The 12567-nt window shown below is 64.6% G+C and carries 12 protein-coding genes and 1 pseudogene; 3 read left to right on the forward strand and 10 right to left on the reverse strand.

Features of this window, described 5'->3' with window-relative positions:
* The 6 genes from AB7S84_RS13350 to AB7S84_RS13375 form a co-directional block, all read right to left on the reverse strand.
* Positions 1 to 770, reverse strand: a 770-nt coding sequence (locus AB7S84_RS13350; protein ID WP_428154987.1) for a CofH family radical SAM protein, incomplete at its 3' end; no start/stop codon positions are given.
* Positions 767 to 1876, reverse strand: coding sequence for an aminofutalosine synthase MqnE (gene mqnE, locus AB7S84_RS13355; protein WP_428154989.1), 1110 nt, complete (start codon positions 1874 to 1876; stop codon positions 767 to 769). The genes mqnE and AB7S84_RS13350, both read right to left, overlap by 4 nt.
* A gap of 132 nt (positions 1877 to 2008) precedes the next feature.
* Positions 2009 to 3295: a TRAP transporter large permease gene (locus AB7S84_RS13360; RefSeq protein ID WP_020877760.1), complete on the reverse strand. Its 1287-nt coding sequence runs from the start codon at positions 3293 to 3295 to the stop codon at positions 2009 to 2011.
* 13 nt (positions 3296 to 3308) lie between these two features.
* Positions 3309 to 3824, reverse strand: a complete 516-nt coding sequence (locus tag AB7S84_RS13365; protein WP_428154992.1) for a TRAP transporter small permease — start codon at positions 3822 to 3824, stop codon at positions 3309 to 3311.
* Between the two features lie 9 nt (positions 3825 to 3833).
* Positions 3834 to 4835 (reverse strand): TRAP transporter substrate-binding protein DctP, encoded by a 1002-nt coding sequence (dctP, locus tag AB7S84_RS13370; RefSeq protein WP_020877758.1) that lies wholly within the window; start codon positions 4833 to 4835, stop codon positions 3834 to 3836.
* A gap of 50 nt (positions 4836 to 4885) precedes the next feature.
* Positions 4886 to 5758: a TRAP transporter TatT component family protein gene (locus AB7S84_RS13375; protein WP_020877757.1), complete on the reverse strand. Its 873-nt coding sequence runs from the start codon at positions 5756 to 5758 to the stop codon at positions 4886 to 4888.
* A gap of 478 nt (positions 5759 to 6236) precedes the next feature.
* Between AB7S84_RS13375 and ltaE the strand changes: the two genes are divergently transcribed.
* Complete coding sequence (ltaE, locus tag AB7S84_RS13380; protein WP_428154997.1) at positions 6237 to 7280, forward strand: low-specificity L-threonine aldolase; 1044 nt, start codon at positions 6237 to 6239, stop codon at positions 7278 to 7280.
* 58 nt (positions 7281 to 7338) lie between these two features.
* Here ltaE and AB7S84_RS13385 read toward each other — a convergent pair whose 3' ends face one another.
* From AB7S84_RS13385 to AB7S84_RS13400, 4 genes are all read right to left on the reverse strand, one after another.
* Positions 7339 to 7932 (reverse strand): DUF2284 domain-containing protein, encoded by a 594-nt coding sequence (locus AB7S84_RS13385; protein ID WP_020877755.1) that lies wholly within the window; start codon positions 7930 to 7932, stop codon positions 7339 to 7341.
* Positions 7929 to 8387 carry an N-acetyltransferase gene (locus tag AB7S84_RS13390; protein WP_020877754.1) on the reverse strand — a complete coding sequence of 153 codons (459 nt, stop codon included), beginning with the start codon at positions 8385 to 8387 and terminating at the stop codon, positions 7929 to 7931. The genes AB7S84_RS13385 and AB7S84_RS13390 overlap by 4 nt, the downstream gene beginning before the upstream one ends.
* A 12-nt stretch (positions 8388 to 8399) precedes the next feature.
* Entirely contained in the window at positions 8400 to 8567 is a 168-nt protein-coding gene (locus AB7S84_RS13395; RefSeq protein ID WP_020877753.1) for a hypothetical protein, read from the reverse strand.
* Between the two features lie 144 nt (positions 8568 to 8711).
* Positions 8712 to 10298, reverse strand: a complete 1587-nt coding sequence (locus AB7S84_RS13400) for a gamma-glutamyltransferase family protein (protein WP_428155000.1) — start codon at positions 10296 to 10298, stop codon at positions 8712 to 8714.
* A 117-nt stretch (positions 10299 to 10415) separates the two neighbouring features.
* On the opposite strand from AB7S84_RS13400, the gene sppA reads away from it, so the two are divergent.
* Positions 10416 to 11657 carry a signal peptide peptidase SppA gene (gene sppA, locus AB7S84_RS13405; protein WP_428155002.1) on the forward strand — a complete coding sequence of 414 codons (1242 nt, stop codon included), beginning with the start codon at positions 10416 to 10418 and terminating at the stop codon, positions 11655 to 11657.
* A pseudogene (locus tag AB7S84_RS13410) lies at positions 11650 to 12567 on the forward strand (hypothetical protein); the annotation flags it as partial. The gene sppA and the pseudogene AB7S84_RS13410, both read left to right, overlap by 8 nt.

Raw genomic sequence — 12567 nt, forward strand, 5'->3', positions numbered from 1 at the left:
ATGGCGGTGTTGGCGGGCTGGAAGGTCCAGGGGATGAAGGCCGTGAAGCCGCCTGTCCGGTCCTGGAGCCGCCGGATCTCGTCAAGATGGCGGACGATGTCCCGGGGACGCTCCACATGCCCGAACATCATGGTCGCCGTGGTTCGCAGCCCCAGCCCATGGGCGGTCTCCATCACCGCGAGCCATTCCCCCGCCGAGCACTTGTGAGGGGATACCCGGGCCCGGATCTCGTCCACGAGAATCTCGGCACCGCCGCCGGGAATGGAGCCCAGGCCGGCATCCATGAGGGTTTTCAGGGTTTCCGCCAGGGTAAGACCGGCCCTCTTCGCGATGAAGGCGATCTCCGGCGGGGAGAATCCGTGGACGTGAATGTCGAACTCCCGGTGGATAAATTCGAGCAGGTCCCGGTAATAGTCGATCCCGAGGTCCGGGTGCATACCGCCCTGCAACAGGATCTGGGTGCCGCCCAGATCGAGGGTCTCCCGGATTTTTTCCCGCAGCGCCTCCCGGGAGACGACATAGCCCTCGGCGTGGCCGGGGGGCCTGAAGAAGGCGCAGAACCGGCAGCCCGAGACGCAGATATTGGTGTAGTTGATGTTGCGGTCGATGACGAAAGTGACCAGCGGCTCGGGATGGTGGAAAAGCCGCGAACGGTGGGCCAGGCGGCCCAGGGTCAGCAGATCGGCCTCTTCGAGGAGAAGGCGGGCGTCCTCCGGGTCGAGGCGCGTTCCGGCCTCGGCTTTTTCGAGGACCCGATGGAGCGCCGTCATGGGGCGCCTCCAACCTCGGCGGCCACCGGCCGATAAAAGGAATCCCGCTCCACCGGGGTGAAGCCGGCGCCGGTGATGAGCCGTTCCATCTCCTCCCGGGCCAGACCCTTGGGGGAGGCGGCGCCGGCCATGTGGGTGATCTTCTCCTCCACGATGGTGCCGTCCAGGTCGTCGGCGCCGAAGGAGAGGGCCACCTGGGCCAGTTTTTCGCCGACCATGACCCAGTAGGCCTTGATGTGGTCGATATTGTCGAGCATGAGCCGGGCCACGGCCACGGTCTTGAGGTCGTCGAACCCGGTGGTGGCGGGCAGATGGCTGAGCCGGGTATTTTCGGCGTGGAAGGCGAGGGGGATGAAGGCCGAGAACCCGCCTGTCCGATCCTGAAGCTCCCGCAGGCGGACCAGATGCCGGACCCGCTCCTCGATGGTTTCGATGTGTCCGTAAAGCAGGGTGGCGTTGGCGCTCAACCCCGCCCGGTGGATGTCCGCCATGACCTCGAGCCACCGTTCGCCGTCGATTTTTCGGGGAAAGAGGGCCGACCAGACCCGGTGGTTGAGGACCTCCGCGCCGCCGCCGGGGACCATGCCGAGGCCGGCATCCTCGAGCGCCGCCAGGGTACCTGCCATGCCGAGGCCGGAGATCCCGGCAAGGTGGTCGATCTCCACGGCGGTGAAGGCCTTGATTACGGCATGGGGACGGATCTCCCGAACGGTGGTGAGCAGATCGAGGTAGTAGTCGAAGGGCAGGGCCGGGTTGACGCCGCCCACGATGTGTACCTCCCGGATGGGTTCGTCGATGCGGGAGAGCAGCCGCTCCCGCACCTCAGCCGCCGTGTAGGTATAGGCGCCCTGCTCCCCCGCGTCCCGGGCAAAGGCGCAGAAGCGGCATCGGTTGCGGCAGACGTTGGTGTAGTTGATGTGCTGGTTGTAGACATAGTAGGCCCGGGAGCCGTGGCGACTTTGACGGACCCGGTCGGCCAGCCGCCCCACCCCGACGAGGTCGGGACTGGCATAGAGGGCCATGCCGTCCTCGACATCGAGGCGTCGGCCGGCCTCGATCTTGTCGAGAATAGGGGCGAGGGCTGGATCGCAGAACGACATTTCCATGGATTCTCCTTGAAGCGCCCGCGGTCGGGGCGTGATCGGCGCATGGGCCGGTTGAAATGACCATGTGGTCATATTCATAGATCGAAAAGGAATCCCATGGCAAGTCTTTTTTCGCCGGGATGGATTTCGGGGCTATGGCCGGATGAAGAGCAGGCTCAGGCGGGGAAAATAGGTGATGATCACCACGGCGGCGAGGAGGACCGCCATGAAGGGGAGAGCGGCTCGGTAGAGCTCGATCACCGGTTTCTTGAACCGGTAGCCGGCGATGAAGAGGTTCATGCCGACGGGCGGGGTGAAATAGCCGATCTGCATGTTGGCCAGAAAGACGATTCCCAGGTGGACCGGATCGATCCCGTAGCTCACGGCCACCGGCAGGATCAGGGGCACCATGATGATAACGGCCGAAAAGATATCGAGGAGCATGCCGAGTACGAGAAGCAGGATGTTGAGGAGGATGAGAAAAATCATCGGGTCGGTCACCCGGGCCTGGATCGCCTGGAAGAGGCGGTCCGGGACCTCCGCGTCGATGAGGAAATTGGTGAAGGCGAGGGAAACCCCCAGGATCAGGAGAATGCCGCCGACCATCACCATGGATTCCCGCATGATGCCCGGCAGGGCTGAAAAGGAAATCTCCCGGTAGACGAGGACCTCCACCACCAGCACGTAGAGGGCCGTCACCGCTGCGGCCTCGGATACGGCAAAGTAGCCGGAATAGATGCCCCCCAGTATGAACAGCGGCAGCGGAACCTCCCATGCGGCCTCCTTCAGGGCCGCCCACGCCTCCCGACCGGAGAAGCGGGTGAGGGGCGTCGGGGAGTGTCGGTTCGCCCACAGGCTGTAGAGGGACAGGAGGAGCACCATCAGAATCGCCGGCGGGATTCCCGCCAGAAACAGGTCTTCGAAGGTGACCGTCCGGCCGACGTCCAGCTGCTGGGCCACGATGCCGTAGAGAATCAACGGCAGGGAAGGCGGCAGCAGCAGCCCCAGGCTGCCGGAGGCGGTGACCAGGCCGAGGCTGAATTTTTCGCTGTAACCGGTTTCGCCGAGGGCGGGCAGGAGGAGCCCTCCCAGGGCCACGATGGTGACCCCGGATGCCCCGGTGAAGGCGGTGAAAAGGGCGCAGGCCGTGAAGGCGACGACGGCCGGTCCACCCGGCATCCACCCGATGAAGGCGCGGGTCAGCCGGACCAGGCGCCGGGAGGTCTTACTTTCCCCCAGCAGATATCCGGCGAAGGTGAAGAGGGGCAGCGCCACCAGCACCGGTGTTTCGGCGATACGGTAGAGCTCGATGGCGATGACTGAGAGGTCGACCTCGAGGTAGTGGAATCCGACCATGGCCGTAGCGAGGATGACGGCGAAAATCGGGGCGCCTGAAAGCGTCAGAAGCAGAAGGCCGGGAATGAGAAGATAGAGCGACATCGCGATATCCGGCTCAGGGGTGCTTCGCCGGTGTTCCGCCCCCGAGATTTTGAATCGACAGGGCCAGGTAGCGGATAGCGATCACGAAAAACGCCGTCGGGATGATCGCTTCGCAGGCCCAGGCCGGCACACGGGCGAAGGCCGTCTGGCCGAAGACGGCCTCGGAGCGGACGAACCGGAAGGCGGACACGGCCGCCGCGGCGCAGAGAAGGGCGGTTGCCAGCTGCACGGCGCCGTCGACGAAGGTCTGAAATCGACCCGGCATCAGGCGGCCCAGGAGGTCGATGCGGATGTGCTCCCCTTTTCGAGCGGCGATCATGGCCCCCAGGAGACCGATCCAGAGGACCATGACCCGCACCATGATGTCCCCCCACACGATGCTGACGCCCAAAAGGTTTCTCAAGACGATCTGAAACGTCGCCGTGACGATCATGGCAAGCAGCAGGCCCACCAGGAGGGCGTCCTCCAGGCGGCGGATCATATCCAGGATAGTCGCGATCCGGCCGCGGGGGGGTGTTGTCCTGGGCACGGCGCCGATCTACCGTCGCCGGAAGGCGTTCAGATGATTGTCAAGGACCTCCACGAGGCGGGGGGAGAATCGACCTGCCGCCACCAGGCGCCGAGGCACCTTGTCGGAATGGTTTCGCAACTCCGCAAGGGCTTCGGGGGAGGGAGTGATGAATTCGATTCCCTGGTGCCGCAAGGCCGTCATGGCCTTGATGTTGTCCTCCCGGTTGCGCCGGTCGATATCCGCGAACATGCGCGTCAAAACCTCCCGGACCACGGTCTGGTCTTCGGAGGGCAGCCGCAGGAAGGCTTTCTGGTCCGCCACCAGCAGCGCGTAGATATACATGAACGGCACGTCCAGGAGATAGTTGACCCGGGTGTGCCACTGGAGCGCCACGGCGCCGATGGGGGAAGTGGTGACCGTATCGATGAGCCCGGTCTGGAGGCCGGCGAGGACGTCGGAGACGGCAAGGGGGATCGGCTTGAGTTCAAAGGCCTTCACCCCCTCGAGGACATTCGGGTCGTCGTCGGGGATCCACATCTTCCGCTGACGAAGATCGGCGAGATTCCGGATGGGTTTTTGGGACAGGATGTAGGCGAATCCCCCCTCGGCGATGCCGAAGGCGATCAGCCCTTTCTGTGACAGGGCGTCGAGAAGGAGGGGATCCATGGTCTTCCGGACGTGGTCCACCTCCGGAAGAGACCGGAACTTCATGGGGAGACTGTAGATCTCGATGTCCGGATAGATCTCCGAAAGACTTCCCGCCATCACCGTGCCGCCCTGCAGTTGGCCGATCCGCATTTTCCGGAGTACGGCGTCGTCGTTGCCCATGACGCCGCCGGGATAGTATTTGAGTTGGACCCGCCCTCCGGTTTTCGCCGCCACCTCGGCCGCGCCTTCCCGCATGCGTTCCATCCAGGCGGAGCCGTCCGGCGACAGCGTGGCCAATTTGAGGCGGGCGGCCTGGGCCGTCGGACCGGTCAGGATGACGGCAAGCGCCAATGCCAAACAAAGCCTGTGATACAATGCCATGGGAATCTCCTTGTCGATTCTAATTCGGGTGCCGATGGGCCGCGCTTCGCCTAAAAGTAGTCGTCGGCGTTGTCCAGGAGGAGACGGGCCTCCTTCTGGGCCATGGTGTTCACGAGGGTGTGCCCCGCCACCTCGGGGTCCGCTTCGATCACTTCGGTCAGGAGGCGGTCGTGGAGCCCTCTGTCGAAAACCAGCCGGGCATACCGCCGGGCGTAGGTTACCTTGACCATCAGATTTTTGCCCTCGCTGAGGGCGACGGCCCGCTCGAAGTGGTGCCGGCCGATTTCCGGCCGCCCCCCCAAAGCCGGCGGCAGCAGGGTTGCCAGAATAGCCAGATACTGATGGGCTCCGCCGTCCCGATACCCCTCGTCGAGGGCGATCACCCGGGTCATCAGGGCATCGACGCGGGAGATTTCGGCCACGGCGTCCCAGTCGTCCCGGTGGGCCTCGATCCATGCGGCCCACGTCGCCCCGAGGGTATAGATGACCGGGACGTCGGCCGTCTTGGCGGCAGCGACGGTCTTCCGGAAATCCTCGAAAGACGCCTTCCGAAGATCGCACCCTTTCCGGTTCCGGATGCAGAAGGCCGTGAGAGCGTAATCGAGAGCCTTGTCCGTCAGCTTTCGCTTCCTGGCCGGATCCGTTACGTAGAGGCCGGCATAGGCGGCGTAAAGGTTGGCGGCCGAAAGGAGAAGAGATTCGTCATGGGGGTCCTCCCGGAGAAAACCGTCGATCATGAGCAGATAGGCGGGTCCGCCGGTCTCCACCGTTTCCAGGTCGTTGGCGTCGAGGATGGCCGCCGAGAGGCTGTCGGCGAAGCGTCCGGCGACGGCGGACGCGCACCCCGTCCACACCAGGGGCAGGAACAGCAGCACCGTCCACGGCAGGATCCAATAGGGGGTGCGGGGGCGGTAAGGGTGCATTGAAACCTCCATGTGCATGAATGACCGGGGGGAAAGCCCCCCGCAACAGGGTCGACATCGCCATTTGGAATCATAGGAAAAAGCGATTGTCGTGTCAAGATTTGTGCATCTGTCTAAAGAAGATCTTCAGGCGGTTCGAAAATGCGTTCGGGATCCGTTATTGCGAATATCAAGGAATGATAGTTAGTTACTTCGACTTTCATGATGGTGACCGGAAAGCGGGGCGCGGGCCGTATCCTCCCGGCACCGCCCTATGAAATCGAAAGTTGAGTCAGTTGCCTTATGCCGCAGCGGCGAGGATCCACGCGACGCGGATCGCGGAGGGTTTGTGGTGCCGTGGCGATTTCGTCCGGGCGTTCGGTCGCGTCATATCCGGCTTGACCCGATCCCCGGTGTCACGATAATGAGATGACGGCACGAGCGAGTTTGAAGAGCGCATCCCCATGAAATGGTTCTTAACCGATAGAGAGGAGTCCCAATGCAGGTCATCGAATTGAGGTCCGACACCCTTACCCGACCCACCCCCGCCATGCGGCGGGCCATGGCAGAAGCCCCGGTGGGGGACGATGTTTTCGGAGAGGATCCCACGGTCAACCGCCTCGAGGCCATGGCGGCCGAGTGCACGGGAAAGGCGGCGGCGCTTCTGGTGCCCAGCGGCACCATGGGGAATCTGGTGGCCCAGCTGACCCACTGCGGCCGGGGGTGCGAAACGATCCTGGGAGACCAGTCCCATGTCTTTTACTATGAACAGGGGGGCGCCGCCGCCCTGGGCGGGATTCATCCCCGGACGATCCCCAACCAGCCCGACGGGACCCTGGACCTCGAGGCGACGACCGCGGCGATCCGGCCCGATGACCTCCATTTTCCCAGGACCCGCCTGATTCTCCTGGAAAACACTCATAATCGGTGCGGCGGCGCGCCCCTGACCCCGGCCTATGTGGCTGCGGTGGGCCGACTGGCCGCGGCGCACGGATTGAAGCTCCATGTGGACGGCGCGAGAATTTTCAATGCCGCTGCGGCGCTGGGCGTCTCCGTTCGGGAATTGGCGGCGCCGGCGGATTCCATCTCCTTCTGCCTCAGCAAGGGGTTGGCCGCCCCCGTGGGGTCGCTCCTTTGCGGCAGCCGGGAGTTCATCGCCGAGGCCCGGCGCAATCGGAAGGTCCTGGGCGGCGGCATGCGGCAGGCGGGGGTGATCGCGGCGGCGGGCATCGTGGCCTTGACGGAGATGGTCGACCGCCTCCCGGAGGATCATGCCAATGCCCGGAAACTGGCCGAAGGCCTGGCGGAGATTGCAGGGGTGGCGGTGGACCCGGCCGGGGTGCGGACCAACATCGTCTATTTCGACGTCACCCGGCCGGACATGGACGCTCAGGCTTTGGCCCGGCGGATGAAGGCTTCGGGAGTCGCCCTCCTGGCGGCCGGACCCCGGCGGATCCGGGCGGTCACCCACTACCAGGTGTCGGCCGGGGATATCGAGGCGGCCCTGTCGGCCTTCCGACGGGTCCTGGCCGGCGATGCCTGAACGGTTTCACCAGGGGCCGGCGGCGGGTGCTTCCGGTTTTCGGATTGTCGCTTCCCGGTCAGACGATCAGCACCAGTCCGGCAATCCATGACATGCCGTCTTCGGTTGCCTTCGGGGAGCCGAGATAATCCCCGGGCCATCCGGCGGCCTGCATCAGCCGGGAGACATCGATTCCGAATCCGGACATGGAGGGACGGGCCCGGTCGGGGTTTCGGCAGGTCCCTTTTCCCGACAGGACACGGCATTCGGTGTGGGCGCCGCAGAAGATCCTTTTGCATGCGCCCCCGGCAAAGGCACGTGCCCCGGGGAATCCGATTTCCACCGCCGTACGTTCGACATCGGCGACGATGTCGTGGAGCATCGCCATGACCGCGTCGCGCTCGGAAGAGAGCAGGGCTGACGCGGGAACATCGATTCGGACCGCCAGGGCCAGGCGGTAGTCTTTCAGGAGTCGGCGAAACCCCGAAGGCCCTGAGACATGGGGCGGACAGCCGGCCGATCGGCCGTAGTTCTCGCACCGGGGCGCCCAGCAGCACCGGGCCAGATCGTCATCCACGACGACGACGGCGGCCGGCACCACTGCGGCGTCGGCGGCGCCCCATCGGCGGACGCGGGCGATCAGCGCCGTCAGGGCGGCGGACATTTTCGTCATAAGGTTTTCATCATGGCGATGCCCTCGCAGTCCGGGAATTTGATGCAGAGCATGCAATCCGCCCATATTTTGATGGGCAGCTCGGATCGTGGGATCTCCACGAAGCCGAATTTGCCGAAAAAATCGGCCTTGAAGGTGAGGGAGAAGAGGCGGGTCATGCCGAAGTCACGGGCTTCGGCCATGCAGCTTTCCACCAGGGCGGCGGCCACGCCCTGATTCCGGTGGGACGGCTCCACCACCAGGGAGCGGATTTCACCCAGATCCTCCCAGCAGAACTGCAGGGCGCAGCAGCCCACGACCCGGCCTTCGGTCTCGTCCACGGCGACGGCGAAATCCCGGAGATGGTCATAGAGCTTGCTGAGGGGCCGGGGGATCAGATCCCCCTCGTGGCTGTGCCGATGAAGCAGGCCGTGAATGGCCGTGATGTCCTCGATGGTCGCTTTTCTGATGTGCATGATCGTTGTCCGTCAGTCCAAAAAGAGTTCCAGTTCCCGGGCGCAGTTTTCCCGGGCTTCCGCCGGACCGTCGATGTCGAGGATGTGGTTGTCGACATCCATCTCCAGGATTTCGCACCCGTGCTTGGCGACGATGGTGCTGATCAGCTGGATGGTCTGTTCTCTGCTGAGTTCGGTCATGGTTTCTTTCCTGTGGGTAAGGTTCGACATATCGGTTTCAACCGGTTTTACGGTTATGGTAATACCCATGGGGTCTTCGGTCAAACCCGACGGGGGAATTTCTTTTCCCGACACCCATGGGGCGCCGGTCGCGGCTCCGCCGCGTCAGAAGCCGACGGCGCATCCGTCCTTGCGGTGGTCCGACGCGGCGCAGTAGCCCTTTTCGAGGCGGAGGATCAGTTGGGCGCCCCCGAAGCCGAAGGGGGGCAGACCGCCGGTGATGCGGTGGCCCCGGGCCTCGAGGTCGGCCGCCGTCCCGGGGGAGATGCCCTTTTCAAGGGCCAGGGTGCCGTCCTCGAGGACTTGCCAGCGCGGCGCGTCCGAGGCGGTCTGGGGGTTCTGTCCGTAGTCGAAGATCCGAACGATCATCTGGACATGACCCTGGGGCTGCATGTGGGCGCCCATGACGCCGAAGCTCATGACGGGGGCGCCGTTTCGGGTGACGAACCCCGGGATGATGGTATGGTAGGGGCGCTTTCCGCCGGCGACCCGGTTGGGGTGGCCCGGGGTGAGGCAAAAGCCGCGCCCGCGGTTGTGGAGGCTGATGCCGGTTCCGGGCACCACGATGCCCGAGCCGAATCCGGCGTAGTTGGACTGGATGAAGGAGACCATCATGCCCGTCCGATCGGCGGCGGCAAGATAGACGGTGCCGCGGTCCGGCGACGGCGCGGGGCTCGAATCCTGTGCCCGGCGACGCTGGATCCGGGCGGCGAGCTTTCCAAGGAAGGCGGGGTCGAGAAGGTCTCTGGGGGCGACCGTCATGCCGTCGGGATCGCCGACGTGGGCGTGGGCCGTCCCGAAGGCGAGCTTCATGGCTTCGATCTGAAGGTGGAGGCTGTCGGCCGAGTCCGGCGGATATTCCCTCAGCTCGTGGTGTGCCAGGATGCCCAGCGCCATCAGGGCCGCCATGCCCTGGCCGTTGGGGGGCATCTCGTGGAGCCGGATGCCGTGGTAGTCCATGTGAAGCGGCGTCGTCCACTCGGCCTGGTGGGCCGAGAGATCCGACAGCGTCAGGGCGCCGCCGTCGGCCGCGGCGCAGGCGGCGATCTTCTCGGCCAACGTCCCCCGGTAAAAGTCCTTTCCCCGGCTCCGGCCGATGCGGATGAGGGTTTCGGCCATCTCGGGGCAGGTGAACCATTGCCCCGGTTCGGGGGGCCTGCCGCCGGGCAGAAAGATGCGGACGAACCCCGGCAGATGGGCGTATGTCGGCGCGGCGGCGGCCCAGGCCGCGGCCGTGACGGGGGATACCGGAAACCCCTCCCGGGCATACCGGACGGCGGGAGCCAGGAGGTTTTCGAAGGGGAGTCTGCCGAACCGTTCCCACAGGCGGACCCAGAGATCCACGGCGCCGGGTACCGTGACCGTATCCCACCCGACGGCGGGCATTTCCCGGAGGCTGTTGAATCGGTCCGGGGTCCAGGCGGCGGGGGAACGGCCGGATCCGTTGAGGCCGTGAAGGTCGTGCGTGTCCCAGACCAGGGCGAAGGCATCGCCGCCCAGGCCGTTGCTGGTGGGCTCCACCACCGTGAGCGCCGCAGCAGCGGCGATGGCGGCATCCACCGCATTGCCGCCGGCAAGCAGCATGCAAAGACCGGCCTGCGCCGCCAGGGGCTGGGACGTGGCCACGACACTCTCGGCCATGACCGGCATCCGACGGGACGGGTAAGGGAAATGCCATGTTACAGGGTTCATGCGGCGGCTCCGGAAAAGGTTTCGGCAAATGGTTCGGGCGTGCGGCGGCACCGCTGCCATAGGCTTGACGAATCTTCACAATATCGTTATTTTGAATAAAATTCAAAGCGTATTTCAGTGGAGCGTCCAGGCGCCTGCAGCACTGACGGCGCCGCCCACAAGCCGGCGGCGTTTCATCCGGCGGACGGATATCGACGACGGGAGCGGACGACGGATACCCCCACCCACATGATCAGCCAAAGGACAGCCGTCATGAACAAAAGAATCGTCGCTCAGGTGGAGATGGCGCCGTACATCCTGAAGCGGGCCCGTCTGCGCGATCGGCTTCTCTGCCGGATGGAACGGTATCATGCATTGCGCCGGGGGCGGGGATGGCGGGCGGTCCTGCTGCTCGCCCTGTGGATGACGACGGGCCTCGGGTGTTCCCCCAGAATCCGCCTCTTGTCCCATGGAGAAGATCCGCTTTGCGAATACACCCTCGAGGGGACAGGCCGGCAGAAGGTGCTGGTGATCCCCATCCGGGGGGTTCTTTCGGACGTCCCCCGGCGGGGATGGGTCGGGACCCGCCCGAGCGTCGTGGCGGAGACGGCGGCCCGGCTCCGGAAAGCGGAAAAGGACGACCGGATCCGCGCCGTGGTGCTCAAGATCGATTCCCCGGGAGGCGCCGTGACCGCGGGAGACCTTCTCTACCATGAAATTCAGCGGTTCAAGGAACGGACCGGCGCCGGGGTCGTTGTCGCCATGATGAACGTGGCCGCCTCGGGGGCCTACTACATCTCGCTTCCCGCCGATCACATCCTGGCCCATCCCACAACGGTGACCGGATCGGTGGGGGTTGTTTTCCTTCAGCCGGAGATCACCGGGTTCATGGACAAGATCGGGCTGGACCTGGATGTCTACAAGACCGGCAGGAACAAGGATATGGGGACCCTGTTCCGGAAGCCCACCGATGAAGAGCGCCGCATCATGGAAGGGCTGATCGATCATCTGGGCCATCGCTTTCTGGCCCTGGTGCGGCGGCACCGGCCCATAACAGACGCGGCTTTGGAAACCATCGCCACGGCCCGAATCTTTCTGGCGGAAGAGGCCCTCGCCCTGGGGATGATCGATGAGATCGGCTACCTGGACGATGCGCTCGCACGGGCCAGAACACTTGCCGGCCTGCCTTCCGACGCCCGGGTCGTGGTCTACCGCCGGAGCGAGATCGCCGACGACACTGTTTACGGCGCCGGCGCCGCTTTGTGGGGCGGCGGACGCAGCTTCTCCATTTTTCCGACAGGGGCCCCGGAAGCTGCGGACTGGGGACGTTTCGAGACGGGCTTCCACTATCTCTGGTATCCCGGAGCCGCCCATGAATGACCGATCGATACGGGCTTCGGACGCCCCGGCAGCGATCGAGCGCGCCCTTCACGACCTCAACCGGCGATGGAGCGCCCACGTTCTCTCTCTCTGGAAAGGGGAGACGCCCGAAACACCGCCGTACGCCATCTATGACGGATATGACGCCCTGCTGAGCCTCGAGACCCTTGCCGGGCTGGACGGCGTTGGGGATCCGGAGCGGCGCCGATGCCTGAGGCACGCGCTCATGGACCATTATCTCCAGCGGCTCCTCCTGCCCCACGAGCTGGAGATGCGGACCTGGATGCGGGGGGCAAAAGCGGAGGTGGACGGTGAAAAAATCGGGTTTCATGAGGTGATTCCCTGGTGCCAGGCCGACCATTCCTACGAAAAACGCCAGATCCTCCAGAAGGAGACCGGCGCCCTCTGCAAATTTCTCAAGCCCTTTGTTCTGAATCACTGGGAGCTCCTGCTTTCGGCGATCCGGGACGATCTGGGCTTCGACGGATACGTCGACTACTGCAGCCGCAAACACGACATGGATTACGGCCGCTGGTATCCGGTTATGCGGGACTTCCTTCACCAGACCGACGCCCTCTATTTCGACCGGATGGCGCGCTGGTGCGAAGACCGTTTCCACCGTCCCATGGCGGATCTGACCCGTTTCGACAGCATCAACCTCCTCAGCCTGGCGGAGTTTGACGGGGGGTATCCCTCCACCGCCCTTGAAGACACCCTCGAATTCTTCTCCCGATGGGGGTTCCGTCTGGAGGATCTCCCGGGGCTTCACCTCGACATGCGGACGGATAAACAGAGCGCCCAGGCGCTCTCCGTTTTCGTCGATATTCCCGATGCAATACACATCCTGATGCGCCCCCAGGGGGGATGGATCGATCTGGAAACTCTCTGGCACGAGCTGGGGCACGGCCTG

The sequence above is a fragment of the Desulfococcus sp. genome (genome assembly GCF_050178255.1).
Taxonomy (GTDB): Bacteria; Desulfobacterota; Desulfobacteria; order Desulfobacterales; family Desulfococcaceae; genus Desulfococcus; species Desulfococcus multivorans.

Coding starts and splice junctions, on each gene's coding strand:
- mqnE (WP_428154989.1), bottom strand. CDS start 1,876: ATGGAAATGTCGTTCTGCGATCCAGCCCTCGCCCCTATTCTCGACAAG.
- AB7S84_RS13360 (WP_020877760.1), bottom strand. CDS start 3,295: ATGTCGCTCTATCTTCTCATTCCCGGCCTTCTGCTTCTGACGCTTTCA.
- dctP (WP_020877758.1), bottom strand. CDS start 4,835: ATGGCATTGTATCACAGGCTTTGTTTGGCATTGGCGCTTGCCGTCATC.
- AB7S84_RS13375 (WP_020877757.1), bottom strand. CDS start 5,758: ATGCACCCTTACCGCCCCCGCACCCCCTATTGGATCCTGCCGTGGACG.
- ltaE (WP_428154997.1), top strand. CDS start 6,237: ATGCAGGTCATCGAATTGAGGTCCGACACCCTTACCCGACCCACCCCC.
- AB7S84_RS13385 (WP_020877755.1), bottom strand. CDS start 7,932: ATGACGAAAATGTCCGCCGCCCTGACGGCGCTGATCGCCCGCGTCCGC.
- AB7S84_RS13390 (WP_020877754.1), bottom strand. CDS start 8,387: ATGCACATCAGAAAAGCGACCATCGAGGACATCACGGCCATTCACGGC.
- AB7S84_RS13395 (WP_020877753.1), bottom strand. CDS start 8,567: ATGACCGAACTCAGCAGAGAACAGACCATCCAGCTGATCAGCACCATC.
- AB7S84_RS13400 (WP_428155000.1), bottom strand. CDS start 10,298: ATGAACCCTGTAACATGGCATTTCCCTTACCCGTCCCGTCGGATGCCG.